Annotated in this window: 20 protein-coding genes and 1 pseudogene; 8 read left to right on the forward strand and 13 right to left on the reverse strand. The window is 59.0% G+C overall.

Going from position 1 to position 20,663, the window contains the following annotated elements; all coding sequences use genetic code 11:
- The first annotated feature begins 193 nt into the window (after positions 1-193).
- The 3 genes from KGA83_RS11095 (at position 194) to KGA83_RS11105 (ending at position 1,986) form a co-directional block, all read left to right on the forward strand.
- Positions 194-499 (forward strand): hypothetical protein, encoded by a 306-nt coding sequence (locus KGA83_RS11095; RefSeq protein ID WP_108218757.1) that lies wholly within the window; start codon positions 194-196, stop codon positions 497-499.
- A 97-nt stretch (positions 500-596) separates the two neighbouring features.
- The gene (locus KGA83_RS11100) at positions 597-1,181 is read left to right on the forward strand and encodes a hypothetical protein (protein ID WP_223529720.1); all 585 of its coding nucleotides are present in this window, start codon (positions 597-599) and stop codon (positions 1,179-1,181) included.
- Between the two features lie 160 nt (positions 1,182-1,341).
- Positions 1,342-1,986, forward strand: a complete 645-nt coding sequence (locus KGA83_RS11105; RefSeq protein ID WP_108218759.1) for a dual specificity protein phosphatase family protein — start codon at positions 1,342-1,344, stop codon at positions 1,984-1,986.
- A 42-nt stretch (positions 1,987-2,028) separates the two neighbouring features.
- Here the strand turns inward: KGA83_RS11105 and KGA83_RS11110 are convergent, their stop codons facing one another.
- Positions 2,029-2,316 (reverse strand): YheV family putative zinc ribbon protein, encoded by a 288-nt coding sequence (locus tag KGA83_RS11110; RefSeq protein WP_108218760.1) that lies wholly within the window; start codon positions 2,314-2,316, stop codon positions 2,029-2,031.
- Positions 2,313-4,364, reverse strand: a complete 2,052-nt coding sequence (prlC, locus tag KGA83_RS11115; RefSeq protein WP_108218761.1) for an oligopeptidase A — start codon at positions 4,362-4,364, stop codon at positions 2,313-2,315. Before prlC ends, KGA83_RS11110 begins: the two co-directional genes overlap by 4 nt.
- Positions 4,365-4,452: 88 nt before the next feature.
- Here prlC and KGA83_RS11120 point away from each other — a divergent pair, with 88 nt between their 5' ends.
- Both KGA83_RS11120 and KGA83_RS11125 read left to right on the forward strand, forming a co-directional pair.
- Entirely contained in the window at positions 4,453-4,998 is a 546-nt protein-coding gene (locus tag KGA83_RS11120) for a gamma carbonic anhydrase family protein (RefSeq protein ID WP_108218762.1), read from the forward strand.
- A 26-nt stretch (positions 4,999-5,024) separates the two neighbouring features.
- Positions 5,025-5,675, forward strand: a complete 651-nt coding sequence (locus tag KGA83_RS11125) for an HAD family hydrolase (RefSeq protein ID WP_108218763.1) — start codon at positions 5,025-5,027, stop codon at positions 5,673-5,675.
- A 120-nt stretch (positions 5,676-5,795) separates the two neighbouring features.
- Here KGA83_RS11125 and KGA83_RS11130 read toward each other — a convergent pair whose 3' ends face one another.
- The 9 genes from KGA83_RS11130 to KGA83_RS11170 all read right to left on the reverse strand — a co-directional run bounded on the left by KGA83_RS11130 (position 5,796) and on the right by KGA83_RS11170 (position 16,094).
- Positions 5,796-6,419, reverse strand: coding sequence for an ABC-type transport auxiliary lipoprotein family protein (locus KGA83_RS11130; RefSeq protein ID WP_223529722.1), 624 nt, complete (start codon positions 6,417-6,419; stop codon positions 5,796-5,798).
- Positions 6,416-7,354, reverse strand: a complete 939-nt coding sequence (locus KGA83_RS11135) for an MlaD family protein (RefSeq protein ID WP_108218765.1) — start codon at positions 7,352-7,354, stop codon at positions 6,416-6,418. Before KGA83_RS11135 ends, KGA83_RS11130 begins: the two co-directional genes overlap by 4 nt.
- A 1-nt stretch (position 7,355) precedes the next feature.
- Entirely contained in the window at positions 7,356-8,162 is an 807-nt protein-coding gene (locus KGA83_RS11140; RefSeq protein WP_177413292.1) for an ABC transporter ATP-binding protein, read from the reverse strand.
- Complete coding sequence (locus KGA83_RS11145; RefSeq protein WP_108218766.1) at positions 8,156-9,304, reverse strand: ABC transporter permease; 1,149 nt, start codon at positions 9,302-9,304, stop codon at positions 8,156-8,158. The genes KGA83_RS11140 and KGA83_RS11145 overlap by 7 nt, the downstream gene beginning before the upstream one ends.
- A 94-nt stretch (positions 9,305-9,398) precedes the next feature.
- Positions 9,399-10,427, reverse strand: a complete 1,029-nt coding sequence (locus tag KGA83_RS11150) for a DUF5924 family protein (protein ID WP_223529724.1) — start codon at positions 10,425-10,427, stop codon at positions 9,399-9,401.
- 114 nt (positions 10,428-10,541) lie between these two features.
- Positions 10,542-11,918, reverse strand: a complete 1,377-nt coding sequence (locus tag KGA83_RS11155; protein WP_223529726.1) for a M16 family metallopeptidase — start codon at positions 11,916-11,918, stop codon at positions 10,542-10,544.
- A 56-nt stretch (positions 11,919-11,974) separates the two neighbouring features.
- On the reverse strand, positions 11,975-13,633 hold the full coding sequence (locus KGA83_RS11160) for a Na/Pi cotransporter family protein (protein ID WP_223529728.1): 1,659 nt from the start codon (positions 13,631-13,633) through the stop codon (positions 11,975-11,977).
- Positions 13,634-13,933: 300 nt separating this feature from the next.
- Positions 13,934-14,701 (reverse strand): TerC family protein, encoded by a 768-nt coding sequence (locus tag KGA83_RS11165; RefSeq protein ID WP_108218770.1) that lies wholly within the window; start codon positions 14,699-14,701, stop codon positions 13,934-13,936.
- 85 nt (positions 14,702-14,786) lie between these two features.
- Positions 14,787-16,094, reverse strand: coding sequence for a CitMHS family transporter (locus tag KGA83_RS11170; RefSeq protein WP_108218771.1), 1,308 nt, complete (start codon positions 16,092-16,094; stop codon positions 14,787-14,789).
- 436 nt (positions 16,095-16,530) lie between these two features.
- Here KGA83_RS11170 and KGA83_RS11175 point away from each other — a divergent pair.
- A pseudogene (locus KGA83_RS11175) lies at positions 16,531-16,732 on the forward strand (GFA family protein).
- On the opposite strand, the gene KGA83_RS11180 reads toward KGA83_RS11175, so the two are convergent.
- Together KGA83_RS11180 and KGA83_RS11185 are read right to left on the reverse strand one after the other, a co-directional pair.
- Positions 16,733-17,059, reverse strand: coding sequence for a DOPA 4,5-dioxygenase family protein (locus KGA83_RS11180; RefSeq protein ID WP_223529729.1), 327 nt, complete (start codon positions 17,057-17,059; stop codon positions 16,733-16,735). It lies immediately after the preceding pseudogene.
- Between the two features lie 61 nt (positions 17,060-17,120).
- On the reverse strand, positions 17,121-18,071 hold the full coding sequence (locus tag KGA83_RS11185) for a choline sulfate utilization transcriptional regulator (protein ID WP_108218773.1): 951 nt from the start codon (positions 18,069-18,071) through the stop codon (positions 17,121-17,123).
- Between the two features lie 114 nt (positions 18,072-18,185).
- On the opposite strand from KGA83_RS11185, the gene betC reads away from it, so the two are divergent.
- Complete coding sequence (gene betC, locus KGA83_RS11190; protein ID WP_108218774.1) at positions 18,186-19,700, forward strand: choline-sulfatase; 1,515 nt, start codon at positions 18,186-18,188, stop codon at positions 19,698-19,700.
- A gap of 16 nt (positions 19,701-19,716) precedes the next feature.
- Entirely contained in the window at positions 19,717-20,637 is a 921-nt protein-coding gene (choX, locus tag KGA83_RS11195; protein ID WP_108218775.1) for a choline ABC transporter substrate-binding protein, read from the forward strand.
- Positions 20,638-20,663 lie beyond the last annotated feature (26 nt).

Here is a 20,663-nt window from a genome sequence, read left to right on the forward strand (position 1 = left end):
ACTGTATGCACATACAGTATCGCTAAAAGCGGCAGATCTCCAGTGCCGTTCGGCATCTGCTTTTTTTATATTGAATACATTATATCCAAGCAACCAAGAGACACATATAAAGTCTGGCTGACATGGCAAAGGCGTCGGTACTATTTCCGTTGCAAGAAACTTGAATATTGATATTTCACAAAGGGATTTGCTCATGTCAGTTTTAAACAGTCGCGGTATCTTTTTGCAAAAACTCGGCCCAACATCTGTAGACCCAGACGAAGTACTGGTATCGATGCAGTTTGCATTGAAACAGGAGGGCTGGGATGCGGAAAACTCCGTAGTCACTACTGCCCTGGTGGATTCCACTACGCTTCTGGCAGCCTCGTATGATGGCGGACAAACGTTCAGTATCCGCAATGCCAATAAAGATATCGACGGTGACGGTGATATCGATATAGATGACAAGGCAAAGCTGTTGGCGCTGGCTAAAGCTTATGCAGGTTTCGAAAATCCGTGATCGGTGACTGATCCTCACGTAGAGAAAATAGTAAATCACACTGATCTGCTGCGCTTGGAGATCATGCGCAGCAGACTGAAAAAACAGGGATATTAATATGTGGGCGCCCAGAAATGCAGGCGTATTTTTACAAGAAATACAAATGCCGCAATATAAAGAAATAACGATAAAGTTGATAAGAGAAAACACCGAAAATAATACAACCCCATTCTCCGACAACGTCTACAACAACATAACAACCATGAGCTTGAATTTTAATTACGAGGGAACCGACGAGCATAAACTCGACTTTGATCCGTGGTCCGATATGAATATCAACGGTGATAACAGCATTGATGAGAAGGACGTCGGGGCCATTACCAAACTTGCTCTCGCTTACCACAATCAAACGGTAATTGACTTGGACTCTGGGGTGTTTATTTCTCTGGCCCCTCCCGACCTGGTTGATATTTTTGATCCGGAACAACCCGTTCCGCCCCTCCCGCCTGCGAAAATCTCAGTAAGCATTGAGGTAGTGGACATGGAGGATCGAGATCAACCGGAGCTGGACTTTCACCTGATTGCTTCCTCCCTTGACGATGGTGCGACTTTTCGAACTCGCAGGCTCTACCCTCATTCCCGTCCGATGACCATTACGGGGCTGGACGAACTGGTCAAAACGTTCATCAAGTTCAAATTGTAAATCTGGCTTACTGAAAGCTGTCCAGGCGCTTTGGCACCTCTGCGATCAACCCGGGCGCCGATGTTTCACATTTCATTCACACGACCCTCACAGGCCTTTGACCGGTGAGAGATGATGCTGCTTGTGAATATCCAGACTCTTCCTGAACGGTCACTCGAGCATGTTCCTACCACGCCTTTTCCCCGCACTGTGCCTTTTGCTGGTCGCTCTGTTCAGCCAGACACCAGTGTTTGCCGACGACAGTACTGCGCACCGTCCGGCAGACTGGGCTCAACCTATCGAGAAGCAATACAACCTCTTCCAGATGTCGCCGACGCTTTATCGCAGCGCCCTGCCGGACAAAGGGGCGGTGCCGCTGTTGGAGAAACTCAAGGTCGGCACGGTGATCAACTTCCTGCCTGAAGCGGACTCCAGTTGGTTGTCCACGCCAGGCATCACGCAAGTACAGCTGCCCTATCGCACCAATCATGTGGATGACGCGGATGTACTCAAGGCTTTGCGAGCCATTCAAACCGCCGAAGCCAAAGGCCCGGTGCTGATGCATTGCAAACACGGCTCAGACCGTACTGGCCTGATGGCGGCCATGTACCGGGTTGTCATCCAGGGCTGGAGCAAGGAAGAGGCACTGAACGAAATGACCCAGGGTGGCTTTGGTGACAGCACCCATTTCAAGGACGGTATTCGTTACATGATGCAGGCTGACGTGGACAAGCTTCGCACTGCATTGGCCAACGGCGATTGCAGCACGAGCCCGTTTGCGGCGTGTTCGATGAAGAGCTGGTTCAAGTCCGCTCACATCGAATAATGAAAGCCCCCGCGGCATTGCGCAACGGAGGCTTTTTTTCACTCAGTGTTGTTCGTCAGGCTTTTTCTTCAGTTTCGGGTTCGGGAAAAACTGAACCGCCTGAACCTTGGTGTCGGCTGGTTTGAGTGCGCTGGTGTTAACCCGCGTACCCAACTCCTTGGGCACCGACAACCCTTGTTCATTGAGAGTGTCAGAGTAACCGCAAGCCACACATTCACGATGTGGCACGCTGTCTTCGTTCCACATCATCAACTTGTCCGGCTCGCTGCATGCCGGGCAGACCGCCCCGGCGATAAAGCGTTTTTTCGTAATCACAGGTCCCTCACTCATGCTGCTGCGTCCTCACTCAGGCCGCTGTGGCGCAAGAGTGCGTCAATCGATGGCTCACGACCACGGAAGTCGACGAACAACACCATAGGCTCCTGGGAACCGCCGCGTGCCAGGATCGCTTCACGGAAGGCGCGACCGGTGTCGGCATTGAGCACGCCTTCTTCTTCAAACTTCGAGAACGCATCGGCCGACAGCACTTCGGCCCATTTGTAGCTGTAATAACCCGCGGCATAACCACCGGCGAAGATATGTGCAAAGCTGTTGGGGAAGCGGTTGTAGGCCGGCGGGCGCATCACCGAGACCTCGTCACGCACGCCTTCGAGCACTTGCAGCACGTTGCGGCCGTCGCCGTGGGTCGCGTGCAATTCGAAGTCGAACAGAGAGAACTCCAGTTGACGGACCATCATCAGGCCGGACTGGAAGTTTTTCGCCGCGAGCATTTTCCCGAGCAGGTCCTGAGGCAGCGGTTCGCCGGTTTCATAATGACCGGAAATCAGCGCCAGGCCTTCCGGCTCCCAGCACCAGTTTTCCATGAACTGACTTGGCAGTTCGACGGCATCCCAGGCCACGCCGTTGATGCCGGACACGCCAGCATGCTCGACGCGGGTCAGCAAGTGATGCAGGCCGTGACCGAATTCATGGAACAGGGTGGTGACTTCATCGTGGGTCAGCAGCGCAGGCTTGCCGCTGTCGGCCGGGGTGAAGTTGCACACCAGGTTCGCCACCGGGCTTTGCAGCACGCCGCCAGCGGTACGACGACGGTCCCGGGCACCGTCCATCCAGGCCCCGCCACGCTTGTTGGCACGAGCATACAGGTCGAAGAAGAAGCGGCCGACATGCTGGCCGTTTTCCTTGATCTCGAACAGGCGGACATCCGGGTGCCAGGTGTCGAAGCCATTGAGCTCGGCGATTTCGATGCCGTACAGGCGCTGGACGATGGCGAACAGGCCGCTGAGCACCTTGTCGATCGGGAAGTAGGCGCGCAGGGCTTCCTGGGCCACGCTGTAGCGTTGTTCACGGAGTTTTTCACCGAAGAAACCGCTGTCCCAGCTTTGCAGGTCCGGGCAGCCTTGTTCGGCGGCGTAAGCCTTGAGCTGATCCAGATCCCGGGCGGCGAACGGCTTGCTGCGCTTGGCCAGATCGCGCAGGAAACTCAGCACCTGATCACTGGATTCAGCCATTTTGGTCGCAAGGCTCAGCTCGGAGAAACTGCTGAAACCCAGCAGCTTGGCCAGTTCCTGACGCAGGTCGAGGATTTCTTCCATGACCGGGCCGTTGTCGTTTTGACCGGCATTCGGTCCCTGGTCCGACGCACGGGTGCAGTAAGCCGCGTAGACTTCTTCACGCAGTGCGCGGTCCTGGGCGTAGGTCATCACCGCGTAATAGCTCGGGAATTCCAATGTGATCAGCCAGCCATCCAGGTCCTTCGCCTGGGCCGCGGCGGCCATTTGCGCCTTGGCGGAATCCGTCAGGCCGGTGAGGGCGGCTTCATCGCTGATGTGTTTGGTCCACGCCTGAGTGGCGTCGAGTAACTGGTTGGAGAAACGGCTGCCAAGCTCCGACAGCTTGCTTTGCACTTCGGCGTAACGCTTCTGCTCGGCTTCCGGCAGGTCGATACCCGACAGACGGAAGTCACGCAGGGAGTGTTCCAGGATAGTTTTCTGCGCCACCTCGAAACCGGCCGCTTCCGGGCTGCTGGCCAGGGCTTCGAAGGCCTGGAACAGTTCGCGGTTCTGGCCCAGCTCGGTGGAGTAGGCGCTCAAGGCCGGCAGGCACGACTCGTAGGCTTCACGCAGTTCGGCGCTGTTGCACACGGCATTGAGGTGGCTGACCGGGCTCCAGGCGGCGCCCAGGCGATCGTTGAGCTCGTCCATCGCCAGCACCAGGCCGGCCCACGTTGGCTGTTTGGCCTGGGTCTTGAGGATCTCGACGATGGCGGCACGGTTGTCAGCCAGGATCTGTTCAATGGCCGGTTGTACGTGTTCGGCGCGGATGGCGGAGAACGGCGGCAGGTCGTAGGGCTGCAAAAGAGGGTTGTTCACGCTCACGGTTGATACCTTGGCTGGAGAAACATGCAGCCATCTTAATTACAATCGGCACTCACCGCAGCTATCAGCGACAGAGAGAAACCCTATCGTGAACCTTCGCAAGTATCAGAACCACACGCCGCTGCTCGGCAAAGGCGCTTTTGTAGACGGCTCGGCGGTGGTGATCGGCGACGTTGAAATCGGTGAAGACAGCTCGGTCTGGCCGCTGACGGTGATCCGTGGCGACATGCACCGCATCCGCATCGGCGCGCGCACCAGCGTGCAGGACGGTTGCGTGTTGCACATCACCCACGCCGGTCCGTTCAACCCCGATGGCTTTCCATTGCTGATCGGCGATGACGTGACCATCGCCCACAAAGTCATGCTGCATGGCTGTTCGGTGGGCAGCCGGGTGTTGATCGGCATGGGCAGCATCGTCATGGACGGTGCGCTGGTCGACGATGATGTGATCATTGGTGCCGGCAGCCTGGTGCCGCCGGGCAAGCATCTGCAAAGCGGCTTCCTGTATGTGGGCAGCCCGGTGAAGCAGATCCGCCCGCTGACCGACAAGGAGCGCGGCTTTTTCACCTACAGCGCAGCGAACTACGTGAAGCTCAAGGACCTGCATCTGGCCGAAGGTTACGACCAGCTTTGACCCGGCCCTCTTATTCAGGACTCAACATGCATTACCAAACCGTTTTGTTCGACCTCGATGGCACCCTGACCGACCCACGCGAGGGCATCACCCGTTCGATCCAGTTCGCCCTGGGCAAACTGGGTATCGATGAACCGGACCTGGCCAAACTCGAACACTTCATTGGCCCGCCGCTGCTGCAGGCGTTCATGCAGTTCTACGACTTCGACGAAGCCAAGGCATGGGAGGCGGTGAATTTCTACCGTGAGCGCTTCAAGGTCACCGGCCTCTACGAAAACCGGGTGTTCGATGGTGTCACGCCGCTGCTGGAAACCCTGGGCGGACAAGGCCGGCAACTGTACATCGCCACCTCGAAGCCGTGGGTGTTCGCCCGGGAAATCGCCCGGCATTTCGATTTTGCCAAACACTTCAAGGTGATTTACGGCAGCGAACTGGATGGCACCCGGACCAACAAGGTCGAGCTGATTGCTCACCTGATGGCCGAAGAAAACCTGGACCCGGCCAACACCTTGATGATCGGCGACCGCAAGCACGACCTGATCGGCGCACGCAGCAACGGGCTGGACGCGGCAGCGGTGGGTTACGGGTTCGGCAGCCACGAAGAGTTGAGCGCCGAGGCTCCGGCGTATCACTTTGAAACGCTGGAACAGATGCATCGGGCGTTTTTACAGGGCTGATACGACTTGCCCCTGTGGGAGCGAGCCTGCTCGCGATGACGGTCGCACATTCAAAATAAATGTGTCTGACACACCGCTATCGCTAGCAGGCTCGCTCCCACAGGGGGACGGCGTAAGCCTTCAGGGTCTGGGCGGCGGAGCGAGTTTCTGCCCTTGCTCAACCGCCCAGTTCACCACCTGCGCGGTCAACTGATCGTTCGCCTGACCGAACCCGACCACCACCGCCGGAACCTGCACATCGCTGAGTGGCTGGCGCACTTCAAAACGGCGGCTGGCGAGGATGCGCTGGTCGTAACTGCGCACCAGCAATGCATCCAGACGCACGACCGCGCTGGCATTCGTGCCCTGGTATTCAGTCTGGAACGCCTGCAGCCTGCCGCCCAATTCAAGATCGGTCTGGAAAATGCTGTCATCGGTGCTCAACAACGGCACCCGTCCGTCATGCAGGAAACCTTCCAGCAGGCGATTGCGTACGAGCACCGGTGCCGGGTCGCTCCAGCGTGAACCCTGGTAGTGGCTGATCACATCACCCTGAGGAATCACGGCAATGCTCGGGCTGTTCAACGCTTCGCCGGACTGGAATTTGCTCAGGCGCAACGACCAGCGTTGCGGCGTTCCATGGTTGGCCGATGCGCCTTGGGCCGACGGCAATCGATAGACCTCGAAGGGCTCGGGTTTGGGCAGGATCGAGCACGAACTGATCATCGTGAAGCCAGTGAGGAGGACAATCCGAATCAGCTTCATGGCGTGAATTCCTTGGTCTTTTCACTGCCCAGCAGGTAACCGCTGGGATTGGCTTCCAGGCGTGTGGTAATGGTGCGCAACGAACTCAGGGTTTCGCGCATCTCGCGCACGGCCGGGCCCAGGCCATTGAGGCCTTGCATACCGCTGTTGAGCGAATCCTGATTGGCAGTGATCAGCTTGTTGAGGGTGACGCTGCTCTCCTGCAGCGACTTCATCGCCTGCTCGGCGCTGCCCAGCGCCTCCTTACCATGATCATTGAGCAGCCCATTGGCATTGCGCATCAGCGCCGTGGTCTGCTCCAGCATGGTGTTGGCCTGCTTGCCCACCGACGCCAGTTGCTGCATGGCCTGGCGGATATCGCCGCGCTGCTCGGCAATGGTCCCGGTGGTTTGTTCCAGGTGCTCCAGGGTGTTGCTGATGCGCTCGATGTTTTCCGTGGAGAACATCAGGTTGGCGTTATGCATCAGCGTGGTCACCCCGGCCATCAGGTTTTCGCTGTCATTGAGCAGGCGGGCGATGGGCGAGGGCAAGGCGACAATGGTCGGCAGGTTGCCGTCCTTGCCCTTGAGCGTCGGGCTCTGAGGCGTGCCGCCACTGAGCTGGATGATCGAGGTCCCGGTGACCCCGGTCAGGGCCAGCTTGGCATTGGTGTCTTCCTTGACCGGGGTATCGCCGGCCAAACGAATTCGCGCCAGCACCCGGCGCGGGTCTTTCGGGTCCAGGCGCAGCGAGATCACGTCGCCGACCTTGATCCCGCTGTACTGCACCGAACTGCCCTTGGACAAACCGCTGACCGCCTCGTTGAACACGACTTCGTAGTCTTTGAACTCGGTGTCGACACTGGACTTGGCCAGCCACAGACCGAACAGCAGTGCGGCCGTCACCACAATCACCGTGAACAGGCCGATCAATACATGATGGGCTCGGGTTTCCATGTCAGACCTCGTTGAGCTGTTGGGCGGCTGTCAATGCCGCGCGGCCGCGAGGGCCATGAAAGTATTCGTGAATCCACGCATCGTTGGTTTCCGAGACCTTGTCGATGGCGTCCGCCACCAGCACTTTTTTCTGCGCCAGCACCGCCACCCGGTCAGTGATGGTGTAGAGCGTGTCGAGGTCATGAGTCACCAGGAAAACGCTCAGGCCCAGGGCATCGCGCAGGGTCAGGATCAATTGGTCGAACGCAGCGGCTCCGATCGGATCGAGACCGGCGGTGGGCTCGTCGAGAAACAGGATGTCCGGGTCCAGTGCCAGTGCCCGGGCCAGCGCGGCACGCTTGATCATGCCGCCGGACAGCGACGAGGGGTACTTCTCCGCCGCCGACAGCGGCAATCCGGCCAGGGCCATTTTCACCGCCGCCAGGTGCTCGGCGTCGTTGCGACTCAAGCCGGCGTGTTCGATCAGCGGCAGGGCGACGTTCTCGGTTACGGTCAGCGAGGAAAACAGCGCGCCTTTCTGGAACAGCACGCCGAATCGCCGCTCCACCAGCGAGCGTTCGTGTTCGGACAAGGTTGGCAGGTTCTTGCCGAAGACTTTCACCACGCCTTCGCTGGGCTGGTGCAACCCGACAATACTGCGCAGCAGCACCGATTTGCCGCTGCCGGAGCCGCCGACCACGGCGAGGATCTCGCCTTTGTACAAGTCCAGGTCGAGGTTCTCGTGCACGCTCTGGCGGCCAAAGCGGTTGCACAATCCACGGACTTCAATCACCGCCTCCGAGGGCGCTCGGGGGACACGACTCACCATCCCATCTCCATGAAAAACATCGCGGCTATCGCATCCATCACGATCACCACGAAAATCGACTGCACCACGCTCGACGTGGTGTGGGCACCGACGGACTCGGCGCTGCCACTGACCTTGAAGCCTTCGAGGCAACCAATAGCGGCAATCAGGAAAGCGAAGAACGGTGCTTTGACCATCCCCACCAGAAAGTGCTGAACGCCGATGTCCGTTTGCAGCAGCGACAGGAACATCGCCGGCGAGATATCCAGCGCCACCGCGCAGACCACGGCACCGCCGATAATCCCCGACAGCATCGCCAGAAAGGTCAGCATCGGCAGGGCGATCAGCAACGCCAGGACCCGCGGCACCACCAGCAACTCCACGGGATCCAGGCCCAGCGTACGGATGGCGTCGATTTCTTCGTTGGCCTTCATCGAACCGATTTGCGCCGTGAACGCACTGGCGGTGCGCCCGGCCATCAGGATCGCGGTCAACAGCACACCGAATTCGCGCAAAAAGGCAAACCCCACCAGGTCCACGGTGAAGACGGTGGCACCGAAAGTGGCCAGTACCGTCGACCCGAGAAACGCCACCACGGCGCCCACCAGAAAGGTCAGCAACGCAACAATCGGCGCGGCGTCGAGGCCAGTCTGCTCGATGTGCGCAATCATCGACGTGACGCGCCAGCGTTTGGGCCGGAACAGGCCGCCGGCGATGGTTTCGATGATCAGGCCGACAAAACCCAGCAGTTGCAGGGTGTCCTGCCAGACGATGTCCACAGCGCGACCAATGCGGGTCAGCAACTGAATGGTAACGCTGACTTCCGGTTCCTTGATCGGTACGCAGAAATCGGTCAGCGAGCAGTAGACGGTTTGCAGCAACGCGCGATCGGCAGCGGAGAGCGTGCAATCAGGATGTTCAGCGGAGCGACCGAGGCGCTCGGAGCCGAGCAGCTCTACCAACAGCGAGGCGCCGGCGGTGTCGAGGGCGCCGAGACCGTTGAGGTCGATGGGGGTGTTTGCGTCGTACTGGTCGTGGAGCTTTTCGCTCAACAGCTTGAGGTCAGCGTAATGGGCAAGCGTCCAGTCGCCCGTCACCCGCAACCGCGCAGGGGTAATCGATGTGTCTAATCGGGCGTTGCCGGCCATCGTGCTGCTGATCATAAGCTCCGTGCTTTATTGGAATACTGCTATTTCGTATGAACGTGGCGAGGGAGCAAGCTCCCTCGCCACACGCTACGTAATAGCACGAACCGCACTACTTTTCTTTTATCGCTGTGCTGTCCTTGACTTTGAAGCGCAGCACGCCGATGACCTGGCCATCTTCGGTCAACACCCGAACCTGCCATTTGCCGGCCGGGTTGTCCGGGAAGTTCTGCTTGTGGGTCCAGGCCCGGTAACCTTCCTTGCGCCCGCCGCGAATATCCAGAGGAATGCGGTCGACCTCTTTACCGTTGAACTTCCAGACGTGATAAATCCGCTCGTCCAGGCCACGTGGAGCATTGATCGCGGTGTACGCGTAGAGCCCGCTATTGCGAATCTGCTCGGCGCTGACTTCGTCGAGGCTGGCGCCCGGGGTGCGGTCCTGCATTTGCGTGCTGATGGCCACGTCGGTCATCCACAGCGTCGCCGGCGGCACCCACGAGCGCAGCTCCCAACCGACGAAGCCAATGCCCAGGGTGATACTCAAAATCGCCAACGCACTGCGTACAGTACGAATCGGGAAGATCGACGCCAGGCTCGGGAACGACAACAGCACCGAGATGCCCAGCGCCCATTTGAAACTTTGTGCGGTGGTCAGGTGCATGATCACCGGCAACGCGGTGAGCAGGGCGGCGAACAGGGTCAGGGTGTGCAGGGCCAGAAACGCCCAGCGCCGCGGCGCCAGCCATTTGTAGTAGAGCGGGTCGATGATCGAAATCAGCGCCGCGACGCCCAGCAGCCCGGTGAAAACCAACTGGCCGCTGTTCCACGTCGTGGTGATGAAGAAGAACGGCAGGACAAAAAACAGGCTTTCCTGATGGATCATCTGCGTTGCATAACGCAGCAACGGTTCCGGAATTTCGCGCTTGAAAATGCGCGTGAACAGCTTGGTCAGGCTGTTTTCCAGCATCAGCCAGATCCAGCTGATCAGCATGATGGTAGTGATCCAGCTCGCCAGGCCTTGCTGGCGATCGACCAGAATGAAACTGCCCACCCCGGAGATGAAACCACAGAGTGCAATGACCCCAGGGTAGCGCTTCATCAATTCGAGGATGCGCTGTACGAAAAGGGTCAGGTTTTGCATTCGGCGGGTTCACAGTAGTCGTAGGAAAAAACCTCGACAGGGTACCGTTGGTGCGGCCCTGTGGCGAGGGGGTTTGTCGGATCGCCACAGTTAGTCACTCGCCAGTTGGAATGATTACTGTCGGCGGTGCAAACGCCAGCCCACCAACATCAACACGATCAAGCCCACCCCCCCGACCGCCAACCACATCAACTGGTCATAACTGAACAGTGGCTTCTCGATCCGCAAATACCCCGGCTGCAACAACAGTTCACGCACGGCCTTGTTCGCCTCTTCCAGCGTCACCCCTTGCAGCTCCCGGGCCGGGTTGGTGAATTGGCCGTCCTCGTAATCACCGATGGCGCTCCAGTAGTAGTCGGCCAACGCGCTGTTGCCTTGCACGGCCCAGGCCTGGCGGGCAATCGCGGCCTGCTTCAGGCGGTTGAAGGTGTCGGCATTGAGGCCGTCCTTGAGCAGTCCGGCCTTCAAGTCGTCGAGCACTTGTTCGGCCGCAAGCACGTCGTCGCGTTCAAGGTCGGCATTGAGGCTCATGAAACCCACGCCGCCGAACACCTCGCGTTCTGCCCACGGACCGTAGGACAAACCGTGAGCCAGGCGCAGCTGGCGATAGAGCGCCCAATCCAGATAATCCTTGAGCAAATCGAAGGTTTGATCGTGCCCGTCGTCCAGCACCGGCTCCGGCACCAGCCAGTGCAATTTGGCGCCATTGCCGACCAGACCGTGGGGCAAAGTGCGCTCGTGGGCGGCGCTGGCCTGGATTTGCGGCAGCGGAGGATGCTCACCAGGGGTAATCGCTTCCAGCGCGCCATACGCCTGTTCCAGATAGGCCGGCAGCAACTTGTCGAGGTCGCCGACCACGATCAGGGTCATGTTGTTCGGCGCATACCAGTCCTTGCGCACCTGCTCCAGTTGCTCATGGGTCAGGTCATCGACTTGCGCACGCTCCGGGCATTTGAGGCCCAGCTCCACGGCCAGCTGGTTGCTGGCCGTGTGGCCGAGGTCCTGACGATCGAGCCAGCGTTGCAGGTGCGAGTAGTGGCCGCCGTCTTCACGCTCGACCACTTGCTTGGCCGCGTGGATGGCGTTGTCGTCGAAACGAGTCTGGGTCAGCAGCGCCAGCAGCAGGTCGAGCACCTTGCGCTGGTTTTTCGCCGGCGCTTCGATGACGAAAGTTGTATCGGCATTGCTGGTGAAGGCGTTCCACTCACCGCCCAGGGCTTGCATGCGTTCTTCCAGGCCCCCTTCGCCACTGGCGTCGATGCCGCTGAACAGTAGGTGTTCCAGCAGATGCGGCAATTCCTTTTCTTCGCAATTGAAATCGTCCAGGCCAACGCCGACCACCAGCCGGATCGCCACATGTCCGTGGTCAGTACCGGGTTTGAGCAGCAACTGCAACCCGTTGCGCAGGGTGTAGCCCTCGACCTGGAAGCGATCCAGGGCCAGCGACGGAAAAGAACCAAGCAACAGACAGGCGAACAACAGACAACGCATAACAAGCTTCCGTACGACTGGCGTAAGTTCAACAGACTTCAGGCAACTGTGGACGTTCAGGGTGAATGAGTAATGTCAGCCAAATCGTCGACCACCAGCGCGCCGGTGTCGGATGTTTCCAGCACCACGTAGGCACTGCTGCAAAACAGCGAATTCAGGCGCTTCATGTCGGCAATCAGCTCCAGGTGCAATGAACTGGTTTCGATACTCTGCACGATTTTACGATGCAAGCGACTGACATGGGCATGGGCCAGGCGTCGCTCCTGAGCGCGGAAACGACGTTTTTCACGCACCAGTTGGCGGGCACTTTCCGGGTCGCCACTGAGAAACACCGACATCCCGAGCCGCAGGCTGGAAATCAATTGAGTATGCAGCCCGGTCAATTCGCCCAGCCCGACTTCGGAAAACGACCGGCGCTGCGAGGTTTTCTGCTGCTGGACTTTGCGCAGCATGCGTTCGATCAAGTCGCTGGCGAGTTTCAGGTTGATCGCCAGCTCGATGATTTCCGCCCAGCGTCGGCTGTCCTGATCGCTGAGATCTTCCCGGGGCATTTGCGCCAGATACAATTTGATCGCACTGTAGAGCGCTTCGACATCGTCGGTCAGGCGGCGTATTTCCTGGGTGACGGCGGTTTGCTTACCGCGCAACACGTCGAGCATGGCTTCGAGCATGTTGTCGATCAGGTCGCCCATGCGCAGGGTTTCCCGGGCCGCGTTGGCCAGCGCCAAACCGGGCGTGACCAACGCTGTGGGGTCAAGGTGCCGGGGCTTGGCCGTGCCGTTGACCTGCGGGCGCTCCGGCAGTACCCAGGCACAAAATCTGGCCATCGGCCCGACACTGGGCAGAAGGATCAGGCAGCGTGCGGTGTTGTAGAGCAAGTGAAAGCCAATGACCATTTCCTGAGGGCTGAAATCGAGGCTATCGAGCCAGTGCACCAACGGATCAAGTACCGGAATGATCAATAAAAGACCAATCAGTTTGTACAGCAGGCTGCCCAGCGCCACTTGGCGCCCGGCGGGGTTCTGCATGCTGGTGCTGAGGAAGGCGAGTACGCCGCTGCCGATATTGGCGCCGATCACCAGCCCGATGGCCACCGGCAGGCTGATCACGCTGGCGCCCGCCAGGGTCGCAGTCAGCAGCACAGCGGCCAGGCTGGAATAGGAAACCATCGCGAACAGCGCGCCGATCAGGGCGTCGAGCAGGAGGTCGCCGGTGAGTGAGGCGAAAATCACCTTTACCCCTTTGGCATGGGTAATCGGGTACGCCGCTTCGACAATCAATTGCAGCGCCAGAATAATCAAGCCCAAGCCAATGGCGACGCGACCCATCTGTCCGAGTCGGGTTTGCTTGCGCGACAGAAAGAAAATCACCCCGACAAAAATCAGCAGCGGCGACAGCCACGACAGATCGAACGTCAACACCCGCGCCATCAGCGCCGTACCGACATCGGCACCGAGCATGGTGACCAGCGCCGGCGTAAGCGCCATCAGTCCCTGGCCGACAAACGAAGTGACCAGCATGGCGGTAGCGTTGCTGCTCTGGACCATCGCCGTCACAGCGATCCCGGAGAGGAAAGCCAGCCAGCGGTTGGACATGTTATGGGCAATGACATGGCGCAGATTGGTGCCGTAAACCCGCAGGATGCCGGTTCGGACGATATGCGTGCCCCAGATCAGCAGGGCCACTGCAGAAAGCAAATTGAGCAGGGTGAGCATAATGACCCCCTGTGGTGTAGCGCCCCAAAGGAGCAAGTTGACGGTACCGCGCGACGTTCTACGTTCTACGTTCTGTACATAAGCTGTAGTTGGCTAACGGTCTACGCGCCAGCATCGCATAGCCAAAGAAGGGATTGAAATAAAACTGTCATGAAAACAGATTCATGTACCCAGCCAAAAACAAAGTGGGAGCGAGCCTGCTCGCGATGAGGCCATCAGCTTCAACATTGATGTTGACTGACAGACCGCCATCGCGAGCAGGCTCGCTCCCACATGTTTTGCGTATTTAGCGCCTTCGGGTTACTGGCCCGGAATGTCCTTGCGCAGCTTTACCGGATCCTGCTGTTTCTTTTTTTTCGCGATGGCGGTGCGCATCCTGATGTTGATCGCTTCCACTGCCAGCGAGAACGCCATGGCGAAGTAGACGTAGCCTTTTGGCACGTGCACGTCGAAGGATTCGGCAATCAGCACCGTACCGACGATCAACAGGAACGACAGCGCCAGCATCTTCAGCGATGGGTGCTTGTCGATGAACTCACTGATGGTGCCAGATGCCCACATCATCACCAGCACGGCCACGATGATTGCCGCGACCATGACCGGTACGTGGGAGACCATGCCGACTGCGGTGATCACCGAGTCCAGGGAGAACACGATGTCGATGATTGCGATCTGGATGATGGTGTAGAGGAAGTTGCCGCCCTTGCCAGAAGGTTCGTCGCTGCTTTCATCTTCACCTTCCAGCGCGTGGAACATCTCTTGCGAGCTTTTCCACAGCAGGAACAGACCACCGAAGAACAGGATCAGGTCGCGTCCGGAAATACCCTGGCCGAACACTTCGAACAGATCGGCGGTCAGGCGCATGACCCAGGTGATCGACAGCAGCAAGAGGATCCGCGTGATCATGGCCAGCCCAAGACCGAAAATCCGGGTACGCGCCTGCATGTGCTTGGGCATGCGGCTGACCAGGATCGAAATCATGATGATGTTATCGATACCCAGGACGATTTCCAGGGCGGTCAGGGTGAAGAAGGCAACCCAGATTTCAGGGTTGGTCAGCCATTCCATGTGTATTCCTTTGAGCGATTGTTAAACCACAACGGGCCCGGGCTTCAAACAGCGAAGCCTGGACCCGAAGTGGTGAGTCTTGGGCTTATAGAGTGCTGAACACCGGGAAAGTCCCCAACAGCAGCGCAGCAATCAGTATGCAGGTACAAACCAGCACTGCCCACTTCAGGGTGAAGCGCTGGTGGTCACCGAAATCGATACCGGCCAGGGCCACCAACAGGTAGGTCGATGGAACCAGCGGGCTCAACAGGTGGACGGGCTGACCGACGATCGAGGCACGTGCCATTTCCACCGCGGTTATACCGTAATGGCTCGCGGCTTCGGCAAGTACCGGTAACACGCCGTAATAAAATGCATCGTTCGACATGAAGAAGGTGAACGGCATGCTCACCAGCGCCGTGATCACCGCCAGGTACGGGCCGAGGAAATCCGGAATCACCGCCAGCAGGCTTTTCGACATCGCATCGACCATCCCGGTGCCGGTCAGGATACCGGTGAAGATACCGGCCGCAAAGATCAACCCGACTACCGCCAGCACGCTACCGGCGTGAGCCGCAACGCGATCCTTCTGCTGTTGCAGGCAAGGATAGTTGACGATCATGGCGATACTGAACGCCACCATGAACAGCACCGGCAACGGCAGCAGGCCGGCGATCAGGGTGCCCATCAGGGCCAGGGTCAGGGCGCCGTTGAACCAGATCAGGTTCGGACGACGGGCATCCGGGAACTGCGAAACGCTGATTTCACTGTGGTCGATTTCATCACCCACCAGGTGCAGTTCACCCAGACGAGCACGTTCACGCTTGCCGTAGAAGTAGGCGATGACCAGGATCGCCACCACACCGGCCAGCATCGCAGGAATCATCGGTACGAAGATGTCGGACGGGTCCACGTGCAACGCACTGGCAGCGCGAGCAGTCGGGCCACCCCATGGCGTCATGTTCATCACGCCACCGGCGAGGATGATCAGGCCGGCCATGATCCGCGGGCTCATGCCGATACGGCTGTAGAGCGGCAGCATGGCGGCCACGCAGATCATATAAGTGGTCGCGCCGTCACCATCGAGGGAAACGACGAGCGCCAGTACGGCGGTGCCGACCGAAACTTTCAACGGGTCGCCCTTGACCAGTTTGAGGATCTTGCGCACGGCCGGGTCGAACAGGCCGGAGTCGATCATCAGGGCGAAGTACAGAATAGCGAACATCAGCATCACGCCGGTTGGCGCAAGCTTGGTGATGCCTTCGAGCATCATCGGGCCGATCTTCGGCGAAAATCCACCGAACAGGGCAAAGATGATTGGAATGAGGATCAGGGCGATCAGCGCGGACAGGCGCTTGGTCATGATCAGGAACATGAACGTGATGACCATGGCGAAGCCAAGGAAAGTCAACATGGGAATACTCCAGGCGTAGCGCGACTAGGGAATGGGCAGATCGGGCGGGATCAGCGCAGAACGGGAAGCACGAGACGTACGGGCGGAGTTACAGCGAAGCGGCGGGTAGAAGAGGACATCAGAATCACCATTGTTGTTGTTAAATGGGCTGTGCGAGCGATAAAACGCTGGCATTGGCCAACCGGTCTGTTGCCGGTAGTGGGGGCGATCCTAATCGGGGAAGCTTTCAGCCAGCTTTCGGAAATGAAAGCGTTGACCGGAAGTACAACCGGTCGTCGGACTGGGGCAGGGAGGTGAACCAAGCTACGGCCTTCGCGAGCAGGCTCGCTCCCACAATGGGTCTGAGTCACGCCCGGGTCTTAGGCGACTGAAGATCCACTGTGGGAGCGAGCCTGCTCGCGAAGGCGTCAGTCAATCCACGTCAGGAGGAAACAGCATGGTCGAAGTTCACACCGGCGGCTGCCATTGCGGGCAACTGCGCTATCAATTCAGCGGGCCATTGCACGATATCGCCCACTGCCATTGCTCGATTTGCCGACGGGTCAGCACCGGCCGAGCGACGCATCTGGACCGACAGTCGCTTGCCGTGGCTGCATCTGGACGAACACTTGCCCGGCGAGCCTGAAGAAACACCCTGATCAAAAAATAGACAGATCCAGCGGCCGTATTGCGCCCATCCAGATCGCATGCTCGGTGTGGTCACGCAGATCGTCACCGGTATCAGGGTGCAGAAACACCACCAGGCCCTTGCGGTTGAGCGCCAGCCACGGCAGCACGTCGCCCAACACCTGCGGCTCGAACGCCAACTGGCAACTCCAGTCCGGGTGCGGACCGACCGGGCGCTCGTGCACACGGCCCATTTTCAGTGGGAACAGTTGCGCAGCCTGCTCACACAAGGCCCGCGCCTGATCGATGGTAGTGGCGTCGAAATAGACATGGGCGTGGTAGCCCGTTATGCGTTGCATTTGAAATCCTCTAAATCCGGTCGAGCAGATCATGCGGCACAGGTTGCGATCTTTTCACGTTTCACACTGCAATCGAAGGCAATGACAACCCCGACAACGACTGCGCACTGCCGGCCTGTTCGGCCATCAACCAATCCACAAACTGTTGAATTAACGCTCCGCGTCGTTTGCGCTGGGGCAGGACCACGTAATATCCCAACCTCGACATCGCCGTTTCGGCAATCGGTCGGCACAACAATCCCTGGGCCAGCAGGTTATCCACAAGGTGGCGCCAACCGATGGCCACGCCCTGACCACCAATCGCGGCCTGAATCAGCAAGGTGTAATTGTCAAAGCGCAATTGCCCGGGCGCGGGGGGCGAGGTGATGCCCAGCTCACGGAACACACCGCTCCAGTCGAACCAGTTACTGCTGTGTTCCCCACGCAGGTGCAGCAACGGAAACTCCATCAATGCCTGGGCCGGCAAGGGCAGGGGACGCTCACCCAACAACTGCGGACTGCACACCGGAAACACTTCCTCGTTGAACAGCCAATGGCTTTCACCCTGCTTGAAGCGGCCATCGCCGAACAGCACCGCCACATCGATATCGGTACGTAGCATGTTATGGCTGCGTTCACTGGTGACCAGGCTGACATCCACCTGTGGATTGGCCGCGTGAAAGCGGTGCAGTCGCGGCATCAACCAATAGGCGGCGAAGGCAAAATCCGTGGCAACCTGCAGTACCTCATGCTGTTGCTGTGCGCTGATTGCACTCAATCCTGCGTCGATATTCTGCAAACCGAGCTGAACCTGTTCGAAAAGAATCTGCCCGGCCTCGGTCAGTTCGATACCGCGATAAATGCGATCGAACAAGCGTGTCGCCAGCTGCTCTTCGAGGCGCTTGATCTGCTGGCTGATGGCCGGTTGCGTGGTGCCCAGCTCAACCGCCGCGGCGGTGAAGCTGCGTTGGCGGGCCGCGGCTTCGAAGGCGCGAAGCAGATCAAGAGACAGGTCACCAAGGGCGTCATACATAAGCTGTGCTTATCCTAGTCATTGCCGCGCGTGGGCTTTACCGCAAGGTGCAAGGGTTTCATTCTCGAAGCCAGCACTCTCGCATAAACATCCACTATGGAATGCCGCGATCACATGAAGCGCAAGAACATTCTTTTCATCATGGCCGATCAAATGGCCGCGCCAATGTTGCCGTTCTACGGCCCATCGCCCATCAAGCTGCCCAATCTCAGCCGCCTCGCCGCACAAGGCGTGGTGTTCGACTCCGCTTATTGCAACAGCCCCCTGTGCGCGCCGTCGCGGTTCACCCTGGTAAGCGGCCAGTTGCCGAGCAAGATCGGCGCCTACGACAACGCCGCCGATTTCCCCGCCGACGTACCGACCTACGCCCACTACCTGCGCCGCCTCGGCTACCGCACTGCCCTGTCGGGCAAGATGCATTTCTGCGGACCAGACCAGTTGCATGGCTACGAAGAACGCCTGACCAGTGACATTTACCCGGCCGACTATGGCTGGGCGGTGAACTGGGATGAGCCGGACGTGCGCCCGACCTGGTACCACAACATGTCGTCGGTGCTGCAAGCCGGCCCGTGCGTGCGCACCAATCAGCTGGATTTCGACGAAGAGGTGGTGTTCAAGGCCCAGCAGTACCTGTTCGACCATATCCGCGAAGATGGCGATCAGCCGTTCTGCCTGACTGTTTCCATGACTCACCCACACGATCCGTACACCATTCCCAAGGCTTTCTGGGATTTGTACGACGATGCTGACATCCCGTTGCCTTCGACTCCGGATCAGCATGACCTCGATCCACACTCGCAGCGTTTGCTCAAGGTTTACGACCTATGGGACAAGCCGCTACCTGTGGATAAGATCCGCGACGCCCGCCGCGCCTATTTCGGCGCGTGCAGCTATATCGATAGTAACGTCGGCAAACTCCTGCAAACTCTCGAAGATACCGGGCTGATCGACGACACCATCATCGTGTTCTCCGGTGACCATGGCGACATGCTCGGCGAACGCGGGCTCTGGTACAAAATGCACTGGTACGAAATGGCCTCACGGGTGCCGCTGCTGATCAGCGCGCCAGGGCAATTCGGCGCGGGCCGGGTCAGCGCCAGTGTTTCCACGGCCGATCTGCTGCCGACCTTCGTTGAACTGGCTGGCGGCTCGCTGGAACCGGGCTTGCCGCTGGACGGCCGCTCGCTGGTCCCGCACCTGCAAGGGCAGGGCGGTCACGACGAGGTGTTCGGCGAATACATGGCCGAAGGCACCATCAGCCCGTTGATGATGATCCGCCGCGGCGCCTACAAATTCATCTACAGCGAAGACGACCCTTGCCTGCTCTTCGACGTACTCAATGATCCTCGCGAACTGGAAGAACTCAGTCATTCGCCGCAACATCGCCAACTGTTCGACGATTTTCTCGCCGAAGCGCGGGCCAAATGGAACATTCCGGCGATTCACCAGCAGGTGCTCGCCAGCCAGCGGCGCCGGCGGTTCGTGGCCGAGGCGCTGACCCTCGGCAAGCTGAAGAGCTGGGATCACCAGCCACTGGTGGATGCCAGTCAGCAATACATGCGCAACCACATCGACCTCGACGATCTGGAGCGTAAAGCACGTTATCCACAACCCTGCCAAAACCAATAATCTCAAGGGGAAGTCCATGCAAAGGTTATCCACAGTACTGACGGTCGGGCTCCTGGCTCTGGGCAGTGCATCGGCGTTTGCCGATCAGAGTTGCGAGACCGTGAAAATGGCTGACCCGGGCTGGAGCGACATCGCCGCGACCAATGCCATCGCCGGGTTTTTGCTGGACGGCATGGGCTACAAGGCCAAGGTCGACACCCTCGCGGTGCCGATCACCTTTGGCGGGCTCAAGGATGGCCAGGTCGATGTGTTCCTGGGTAACTGGATGCCGGCGCAGCAGGGCTTCTATGACAAGTTCGTCGCCAACGGCGATGTCACGCAACTGGCGAAGAACCTCGACGGCACCGAATTCACCCTCGCCGTTCCGGATTACGTGTGGGACGCGGGTGTGCATGACTTTGCCGACCTGAACAAATACGCCGACAAGTTCGACCGCAAGATCTACGGCATCGGCTCCGGCGCGCCGGCGAACATCTCACTGCAAGAGATCATCAAGAAAAACGATTTCGACATGGGCCAGTGGAAACTGGTCGAGTCCAGCGAGCAGGCGATGCTGGCCGAGGTGTCCCGCGCAGTGAAGAAACAGAAGTTCGTGACCTTCCTCGGCTGGACCCCGCACCCGATGAACGTGCAGCTGAAAATGCACTATCTGAAGGGTGGCGAGAAATACTTCGGCGACACCGGCAGCGTGCACACCCTGACCCGCAAGGGTTATGCACAGGCCTGCCCGAACGTCGGCAAACTGCTGACCAACCTGAGTTTCACCCAGGACATGGAGAACAGCATCATGGCCGAGGTGGTGAACAAGAAAGTCAGCAATGCTGATGCGGCCAAGGCGTGGATCAAGGCCAACCCGGCGGTGCTGGATAAATGGCTCGATGGCGTGAAGACCGTGGATGGCAAGGATGCGTTGCCGGCGGTCAAAGCCAAGCTTTAAGGTTCAAGGACGCCTTCGCGAGCAGG

Origin of the sequence: Pseudomonas sp. GL-R-19, assembly GCF_019956375.1 — a bacterium.
GTDB lineage: Bacteria > Pseudomonadota > Gammaproteobacteria > Pseudomonadales > Pseudomonadaceae > Aquipseudomonas.

Excerpts from the sequence above, each read along its gene's own strand:
- KGA83_RS11095 (WP_108218757.1), top strand. The coding sequence starts at position 194 with ATGTCAGTTTTAAACAGTCGCGGTATCTTTTTGCAAAAACTCGGCCCA.
- KGA83_RS11130 (WP_223529722.1), bottom strand. The coding sequence starts at position 6,419 with ATGAAGCTGATTCGGATTGTCCTCCTCACTGGCTTCACGATGATCAGT.
- betC (WP_108218774.1), top strand. The coding sequence starts at position 18,186 with ATGAAGCGCAAGAACATTCTTTTCATCATGGCCGATCAAATGGCCGCG.
- KGA83_RS11165 (WP_108218770.1), bottom strand. The coding sequence starts at position 14,701 with ATGGAATGGCTGACCAACCCTGAAATCTGGGTTGCCTTCTTCACCCTG.
- KGA83_RS11100 (WP_223529720.1), top strand. The coding sequence starts at position 597 with ATGTGGGCGCCCAGAAATGCAGGCGTATTTTTACAAGAAATACAAATG.
- KGA83_RS11155 (WP_223529726.1), bottom strand. The coding sequence starts at position 11,918 with ATGCGTTGTCTGTTGTTCGCCTGTCTGTTGCTTGGTTCTTTTCCGTCG.
- KGA83_RS11160 (WP_223529728.1), bottom strand. The coding sequence starts at position 13,633 with ATGCTCACCCTGCTCAATTTGCTTTCTGCAGTGGCCCTGCTGATCTGG.
- KGA83_RS11140 (WP_177413292.1), bottom strand. The coding sequence starts at position 8,162 with ATGGTGAGTCGTGTCCCCCGAGCGCCCTCGGAGGCGGTGATTGAAGTC.
- KGA83_RS11180 (WP_223529729.1), bottom strand. The coding sequence starts at position 17,059 with ATGCAACGCATAACGGGCTACCACGCCCATGTCTATTTCGACGCCACT.
- choX (WP_108218775.1), top strand. The coding sequence starts at position 19,717 with ATGCAAAGGTTATCCACAGTACTGACGGTCGGGCTCCTGGCTCTGGGC.
- KGA83_RS11110 (WP_108218760.1), bottom strand. The coding sequence starts at position 2,316 with ATGAGTGAGGGACCTGTGATTACGAAAAAACGCTTTATCGCCGGGGCG.
- KGA83_RS11105 (WP_108218759.1), top strand. The coding sequence starts at position 1,342 with ATGTTCCTACCACGCCTTTTCCCCGCACTGTGCCTTTTGCTGGTCGCT.
- KGA83_RS11150 (WP_223529724.1), bottom strand. The coding sequence starts at position 10,427 with ATGCAAAACCTGACCCTTTTCGTACAGCGCATCCTCGAATTGATGAAG.
- KGA83_RS11135 (WP_108218765.1), bottom strand. The coding sequence starts at position 7,354 with ATGGAAACCCGAGCCCATCATGTATTGATCGGCCTGTTCACGGTGATT.
- KGA83_RS11185 (WP_108218773.1), bottom strand. The coding sequence starts at position 18,071 with ATGTATGACGCCCTTGGTGACCTGTCTCTTGATCTGCTTCGCGCCTTC.
- KGA83_RS11125 (WP_108218763.1), top strand. The coding sequence starts at position 5,025 with ATGCATTACCAAACCGTTTTGTTCGACCTCGATGGCACCCTGACCGAC.
- KGA83_RS11145 (WP_108218766.1), bottom strand. The coding sequence starts at position 9,304 with ATGATCAGCAGCACGATGGCCGGCAACGCCCGATTAGACACATCGATT.
- KGA83_RS11170 (WP_108218771.1), bottom strand. The coding sequence starts at position 16,094 with ATGTTGACTTTCCTTGGCTTCGCCATGGTCATCACGTTCATGTTCCTG.